Below are 6,989 nucleotides of genomic sequence, written 5' to 3' on the forward strand. Positions count from 1 at the left end.
CTGTGTCAGGCGGGCTTTCTGTCCCCCGCCATGACGATCCACAAGGCCATCCGGGCCATCCGCATTGAAACGCAGCACCCAGTCACGGATACTCTGACGGTCTGTCCCCGCAAGCAGGGCCGCCTCGCCGCGCGAGGCGCCATCATAAATCGCCGCAAGCGCCAACAGGCGACGCGACTGACCCGCATGCCGGCTTCTGCGCGCAAGGCGTCGCAACTCCGAACTATCATGATCGTCACGCAGGGATAGAGGGCTGCCCATCCAGAATGCCTCCTTCAGAGAATGGTCTGCATCCTATGAATCACATTTTTAAACCGATGGGTACCCCGTGAGTCAGGCCAAACAATGGTTGGTATTATGGATGCCCGCCGCATTATCCCCGACGTTGCGGCACGGGCGAATAACGTCCAGATGATCATTTCCCTTGTCACGGGCGGGATCGGCATCGGTTTCCTGAGCTATCTGGACGTAATGTCCGAAGTGATGCGGGGGGAACTGGCCTTTGTGCCACTGGTGGGGACGCACGTGCCGCACCTTACGCTGGCGCTCGTGCATGACCGCACGCGCCAGCTTTCACGCACCACGCATGTGGTCGAAAACATTATTGAAGACATCATGTCCCGGCATGTGGCCTGATCCGGCATATCCAGAAAGAGGAAACTGCCTGGAAAAATCATTGATAAAAAATAACAACATGTTCTTGGTACTGTTTTTTGATATGGCGTTCTTTTGAAGCTTTTTGAAAAAATCTTCGCCAAAAACTTCTTTATTATTTTCAGAATGTTTTAAAGATGGGTCAAAAATGCATTGCGTGATTTCTGTCAATTATGATTGATGGGCCTGCGACATGTTATCGAGGCCATTCTTTATAATGTCACGACCGGATGCCACTGGCGGCGATGACCGCGGCTTTCCTGCCCTTCACGACCGCGCAGGAAACGCCGCCTTAAAAAAGACGGCACCCAAGACCTTTTACTTTCAGACAGTATTTTATACGTGCAATATTTTACTTTCAATTCGGCGACACACAACTGAAGCTGCCTGCATTATCCATATCGCCATGGCCATCATAACGCGCGACCTTTGGCCATGCGCATAGCGGCCGCGTGCGCACGACCTGTCCATTATCCACCCGTGCGGCAATGATCTGCTCTGGCGCCTGTCCGTGGCTGACCCAGTTATCAATCGCACCCAGCTTGCTGAACGTGTCACACGCTGCCCCGCCATAGCAGTGACCCATGCCCGGAATGGTTATCAGCCGCACCGCATCCGTGCCCGCAGGCCCGGCGTTGCGCTGCACCGCCTGATAATATCCCGCCAACTGTTCGGGATTATGCCCGTCGTTCCAGCCGATATACATGAGCAGCCTACCCCCATGACGGAAGAAAGGTGTCAGGTTGTCATCCACATGCAGGAGCGGCCCGACCCTGCGCGTGGCTTCCTGAATGTCCGTGTCCCATTTCAGGGTTGTCCAGTCCCAGTCCGGGTTCTGGAAGGCCGCGTATCTGAACAGGTCCAGGGCAACGGGGAACGGCTTGCCATCGGCCGCGAACCCGTCCTCGCTCCCCTTTGCCGGGCCGGGGAAAATGACCTGGTGCGTCTGCGGGTCAACTGGCCCCTGATAGATATTACTGGCGGCCTGCACCTCGTTCGCAGTCAGGCATCCTGCCGTGTTCCTGCCCTTGCACTGCAACTGTTCGGGGGTGAAGGTGCATTTGTCCGGTTCATCCAGAAAACCCTGTTTCCTGCCAACCGGTGACGCGCAGGCATTCATGACCGCCGTGTTCAGCAGATGGAATTTGTCACGTGATACACGCAGGGCCGGGTTATGGGAGCTCATCCACCCCGCCCATAGCTGTTCGGCGTTGAAGTTCACGATCGGATTGGGCGGCGCACCGGCCACGATCCCGTCATAGTCCTCAGGGTAGCGCCGGGCCTCGATCAGTCCCTCAAGCCCACCCAGCGAGCAGCCGATCCAGTAGGCATGCGCTGCCTTCCGACCATAGAAGTTCCGGATCAGCGTCTTTGCCGTCACCGTCATCAGGTGATCGGCACGATAGGCGTAGTCAATCATCCTTTCCGGATGATCCAGCGTAAAATGGCCCCCCTGCCCGTCGGGGGTGGAACTGTCATGCCCGGTATCGGTGCTGGTGACGGCATAGCCTTCGGCCACCCCCGTCGCCATGCCGTAATACATGAGCGAACCGGCCCAGCCGAAATTGCCAACCCCCAGCAGCTTGCCATTCCAGCCCTTGAGCGGCAGCCAGACTTCCGTGCGGATATGGGAATCAGATGACGGATGCAGCGTAATGGCCACACGGCAGAATGCGGGATTGGCGGCCTGTGTCGGGTGCCCCGCCACATTCATGCCCGGCGCCGACATGATGCGGGTCAACTGGTCCTGTGGTGGCTGCCAGCTTCCGGCCGGGCACGGTCTCCACCGTGGTGAAGGTCGCATCCGGCATGGCGCGGTGGGCAAGATCGGCGCAGTCCATGGCATGGGCGCCTGCGGTTCCCGGCAGCGCAAGCGGCACCGCAAGGGCCGTCCCCGCGACCAGCAGGGACAGCAGGCGGGACAGCCCGCATGAAGATTTCGAATATGGCGCAGGACAGGACATGACGGTTTCCTGACGGGTCATTGCAACAGGGCGGCAGCCATGCCGGACAGTCCGGTAAAACGGATACCACCATGACAACAGGCCATATTCTGGACAGGAAAACCACAAAAGGGAAAGCCCTTGATCCCGCAACGGGAGGCGGGCAGTGTTCGGCCACACGACAGCGACCCCATGCAACGGCGAAAAGCAGAGGACTGATGCGAAAGATTTTCCTGATGGCTGCTGGACTGTTTCTGGCCACACACCCCATCATGGCCGGAACGGTCCCGGCCATGGCAGCCGTGGCTTCGCCCGGCGCGGGGACCGATATGGCCGCCAGCCAGACACAGGCCGTCGCCAGCGCCGCACGGTCCTTTCTTGCGACATTTGATGCCACCAGCCGTGCGAAAGTACAGTTTCCATTTGTTACACAAAAATCCGGCATACCTGCCCGTTTCCGGCGCAGCGCCCCCGACCGGCCCGTCCAGCCGGTAACGGACGCGCAGGCCAGCACCCCAGCCGCGCGCGGACCGGGCATGGGACCGCCCGGCGGTTTCATTGGCGAGCGCTATGGCATGTCGGTGTGGTCCAACTTCCCGGTCAGTGACGTGCCACGACCGGGATTACGGATGGGCCAGTTGACACCTGCCCAGCGCGCTGCGGCATTCCATCTGTTGCAGACCGTGTTAAGCCCGAAAGGCTACCGGAAGGTCATGGACATCATGGGGGGCGATCAGGCGCTGGCGGATGCCGGCACGCCGTTCGCGTCAGGCAAGGCCGTCTACACCATCGCGATTTTCGGCACTCCGGGTACGACCAGCCCATGGATGGTGCAGTTTGGTGGCCATCATCTGGGGCTTAACATTGTCATTGACGGCCAACATGGCGTCATGACCCCGACCCTGACGGGCGCACAGCCTGCAATCTATCAGGCGGACGGCAGGACGGTGCGCGTCCTGGCGGGAGAAAATGACCGTGCCTTTGCCCTGCTGGACGCCCTGGATGCAAAACAGCGCCAGCAGGCCATCCTTTCGTACAGGGTGGAGGACCTGGTGCAGGGGCCGGGCCATGACGGGGAAACCCTCATTCCCGAAGGGATAAAGGGATCCGCCCTGACCGCGACACAGAAGGACCTGCTGATGGGTGTAATCGGGGAATGGGCGGGAATCATAAACGATGCCTATGCCACCCCGCGCCTGCAGGAAATCAGGGACGATCTGGACAATACATGGTTTGCATGGAGTGGCCCCGCCACGCATGCCCCGGACCATAACGGATCGTCCTATTACCGTATTCAGGGGCCACGACTGCTGATCGAATTTTCACCACAGGGCGTGGGTGATGACCCGACCATGCATGTGCATACCGTCTATCGTGATCCGACCGACAGCTATGGCAACCGGTATACCATGCCATGAACCGGGCCAGGTTCCTGTGGCTCGCAACGGTCGGGCTGGCGGCAGGTGGCAGCCCGGCGCATGCGCACCGGCTGGATGAATACCTGCAGGCCACGGTCATTGATGTCACACGGCAGCATATTGCCGTGACCCTGCGGCTTACGCCCGGCGTGGACGTGGCATCCGGTGTCATTCATCAGATTGACGGCAACGGGGACGGCATCCTGTCACCACAGGAACAGCAGGCTTATGTTGCACGGGTCAGGCAGGGACTGTCAGTTGCCATTAACGGCAACCCGGCTGTCCTCACCACCGCTGGCGCTGCGTTTCCATCGGTCGCGACCCTGCGGACGGGCAGCGGTGTGATCAGCCTGCGCTTTCATATAGCGACCAGGCTGGCGCCGGATACATATCGGCTGACCTATGCCAATCATGGCATGGACGCGGATACGGTCTATCTGGTCAACGGATTACTGCCCCATGATCCGGCCATTCATGTCGAACGGCAGCAGCGTTCGGTCAACCAGTCCACTTACGAACTGGATTTCACGGTGGCACCGTAAAAGGGGCGGAATATCACAACCTGTATCCCGCCAAAGAAAAACCGGAAAGCGGAACCACCGTGCAACTGGCATCTGTAAAAGAAATGCCATCTGATCGAAAATGTGTTTGCAAGGAACCATTCATGTCCATTCGCGTCGGTGTCGCCGGCTGGTCAATTCCCTCCGCACTGGCCAGCCGGTTTCCAGCGGCCGGCACACATCTGGAACGCTATGGCGCGCGCATCCCGGCTGTCGAGATCAACAGCAGTTTCTATCGACCGCACCGGCGCGCGACCTATGCGCGTTGGGCAGCAAGCGTGCCGCCCGCGTTCCGCTTCTCCGTCAAGCTACCCAAAACGATCACACATGAACGCCGTTTCGTTGACTGCCAGGCACTTGTCGAACGCTTTGCCGAGGAAACCGGCGGCCTGGGTGACAAACGTGGTCCCATACTGGTCCAGCTTCCCCCAAGCTTTTCCTATCCCGGTGAGCGTGCCGAACAGTTCTTCAATGATTTGAAAGCCGCGATCACCGGGCCTGTCGTTGTGGAGCCAAGACATGCCAGCTGGTTCACACCCGAAGTCAGCCATATGCTGGAAAGGCTGCAGATCGCGCGGGTTGCGGCCGATCCGGCCCGGTTTTCAGCCGCGGCGCAGCCCGGGGGCTGGCGTAACCTTGCCTATTTTCGGCTGCACGGTTCTCCCCGCATCTATGAATCAACGTATACAAAAGAAACCATTGAAACCCATGCGGAAATCGTCACGTCACTTGCCATGCGCGGCATCGACGTCTGGACGATCTATGACAATACAACCTATGGCGCGGCCACACGGAATGCATTTGAACTTATGGAAGCCCTTGATAAGGACAGACCCGGAAATGGATTGCCCGGTTCGGGATGGACATCTGCATCCTAGGCATTTTTAAACAGCTGCCATTCATTGTGAATGACCGCCGAATTACCAGCGATGATCATTTATGTGACCCGTAACGGACTTCAATGGCACGACGTTCCCACCGGGTTCAGGTCATCGGCACAGGGAACGAATATCCTGTTCGGGGCCGGATACGATGCGCCGGACGCTGCAACCGCACGCCCGGGACTGCCGCCACATTGTACACCCGTCGGCTGCGTGTCGTGGTGGCCGCATGCTGTGTCAGGGGCTTCCTTTCCCGCCGGATGGCACCCTTGCGTCCCTGTTACGACCCTACGGTGACACGTGCCGGATTATCGGGATGTTCGGGCCATGTCAGCCTGCCTTCGACAGGCTGCGGCTGCATGGTGATGCAGTCATCTATGGGGCATACATGCGCACACAGATTGCAACCGACACATTCCTCATCAATCACTTCGTAATGCCGTTCCCCATCAACGCGGCTTTTCGCGATTGCCTGATGGGACGTATCCTCGCATGCGATATGACACAGGCCACATTTGATACAGGCATCCTGGTCAATGCTGGCGATGGTCCTGAACTTCATGTTCAACTGGTTCCACGGCACGAACTGCCTGACCGCACGCCCGGTTACATCATTGATCGTGGCGTAGCCTTTGTGGTCCATCCATGCGCAAAGACCATCCTTCATGTCCTCGACAATGCGGAAACCGTAATGCATGGCGGCGGTGCAGACCTGCAGCGTGGTTGCCCCCATGGCCAGAAATTCAGCAGCATCACGCCATGACCCAATCCCACCGATACCGGAGATCGGGAGACCCGCCGTGTCCGGTTCACGCGCGATATCCCCGATCATGCGCAATGCAATGGGCTTGACCGCCGGGCCGCAATAACCGCCATGCGTGCCCTGTCCGTCCACCACGGGCATGGGCGCCATCTGGTCCAGATCGACGCCGATGACCGACTGGATGGTATTGATCAGGGATACCGCATCCGCCCCACCCCGCAGGGCGGCGCGCGCGGGCATGAGGATATTGGTAATATTGGGGGTCAGCTTGACGATAACGGGCATGCGGGTGTTCTGCTTGCACCACCGCGTGACCATTTCGACATATTCGGGCACCTGCCCCACGGCTGCACCCATGTTGCGTTCGGACATGCCATGCGGGCAGCCGAAGTTCAGTTGTAACCATCCGGCGAGACTTGCAGTTACCCATAAATTTTTTCTTCTGTAATTTGATAGGAGAGAGCACCTGTAACGATATCTGCCAGGCGAGACATTCCTCTCCAGATAACAGTTGTTCCGGGCGGAGCATCGGAAGCGCGATCAAGGTAACCACCCAGTCTGGCGACTGCCCGGATGTAAAAATCCAGGTCTGGTGAAGTGCTGAGTTTGCGTATGGGTGTGAACTGTTCGAGTATTTGGCGTTCCACATCTGTAAAAACGGTAGAAGGCGACGTCCCTGGTAATTCACGCCTGAGCATTGTTATCCATGAGATACGCCAGGCCACCACGCAGCATAAGGCGATACAGTTTGCGAGCCGGCCTGCGGTCGT

The 6,989-nt window shown here is 58.7% G+C and carries 6 protein-coding genes and 2 pseudogenes; 4 read left to right on the top strand and 4 right to left on the bottom strand.

Going from position 1 to position 6,989, the window contains the following annotated elements; translation table 11 throughout:
• On the bottom strand, window positions 1-261 hold a 261-nt coding region (locus GEU01_RS18585; RefSeq protein WP_026018662.1), incomplete at its 3' end, for a helix-turn-helix domain-containing protein.
• A gap of 84 nt (window positions 262-345) precedes the next feature.
• On the opposite strand from GEU01_RS18585, the gene GEU01_RS18590 reads away from it, so the two are divergent.
• A complete protein-coding gene (locus GEU01_RS18590; protein WP_019087264.1) occupies window positions 346-636 on the top strand; it encodes a LysR substrate-binding domain-containing protein in 291 nt (96 codons plus the stop codon).
• A gap of 376 nt (window positions 637-1,012) precedes the next feature.
• Here the strand turns inward: GEU01_RS18590 and GEU01_RS23310 are convergent.
• Window positions 1,013-2,618 (bottom strand): annotated as a pseudogene (locus GEU01_RS23310) (tannase/feruloyl esterase family alpha/beta hydrolase).
• Window positions 2,619-2,815: 197 nt separating this feature from the next.
• On the opposite strand from GEU01_RS23310, the gene GEU01_RS18600 reads away from it, so the two are divergent.
• The 3 genes from GEU01_RS18600 (at window position 2,816) to GEU01_RS18610 (ending at window position 5,453) form a co-directional block, all read left to right on the top strand.
• On the top strand, window positions 2,816-4,015 hold the full coding sequence (locus GEU01_RS18600; RefSeq protein ID WP_019087267.1) for a DUF3500 domain-containing protein: 1,200 nt from the start codon (window positions 2,816-2,818) through the stop codon (window positions 4,013-4,015).
• Entirely contained in the window at window positions 4,012-4,557 is a 546-nt protein-coding gene (locus tag GEU01_RS18605; protein WP_019087268.1) for a hypothetical protein, read from the top strand. Before GEU01_RS18600 ends, GEU01_RS18605 begins: the two co-directional genes overlap by 4 nt.
• Before the next feature lie 122 nt (window positions 4,558-4,679).
• Window positions 4,680-5,453 (top strand): DUF72 domain-containing protein, encoded by a 774-nt coding sequence (locus tag GEU01_RS18610; RefSeq protein ID WP_019087269.1) that lies wholly within the window; start codon window positions 4,680-4,682, stop codon window positions 5,451-5,453.
• A 283-nt stretch (window positions 5,454-5,736) separates the two neighbouring features.
• Here the strand turns inward: GEU01_RS18610 and preA are convergent.
• Together preA and GEU01_RS24940 are read right to left on the bottom strand one after the other, a co-directional pair.
• Window positions 5,737-6,630 (bottom strand): annotated as a pseudogene (gene preA / locus GEU01_RS23315) (NAD-dependent dihydropyrimidine dehydrogenase subunit PreA); the annotation flags it as partial.
• A gap of 11 nt (window positions 6,631-6,641) precedes the next feature.
• On the bottom strand, window positions 6,642-6,989 hold a 348-nt coding region (locus GEU01_RS24940; protein WP_269719771.1), incomplete at its 5' end, for an IS4 family transposase.

The organism is Komagataeibacter europaeus LMG 18890, assembly GCF_000285295.1.
GTDB classification, from domain to species: domain Bacteria; phylum Pseudomonadota; class Alphaproteobacteria; order Acetobacterales; family Acetobacteraceae; genus Komagataeibacter; species Komagataeibacter europaeus.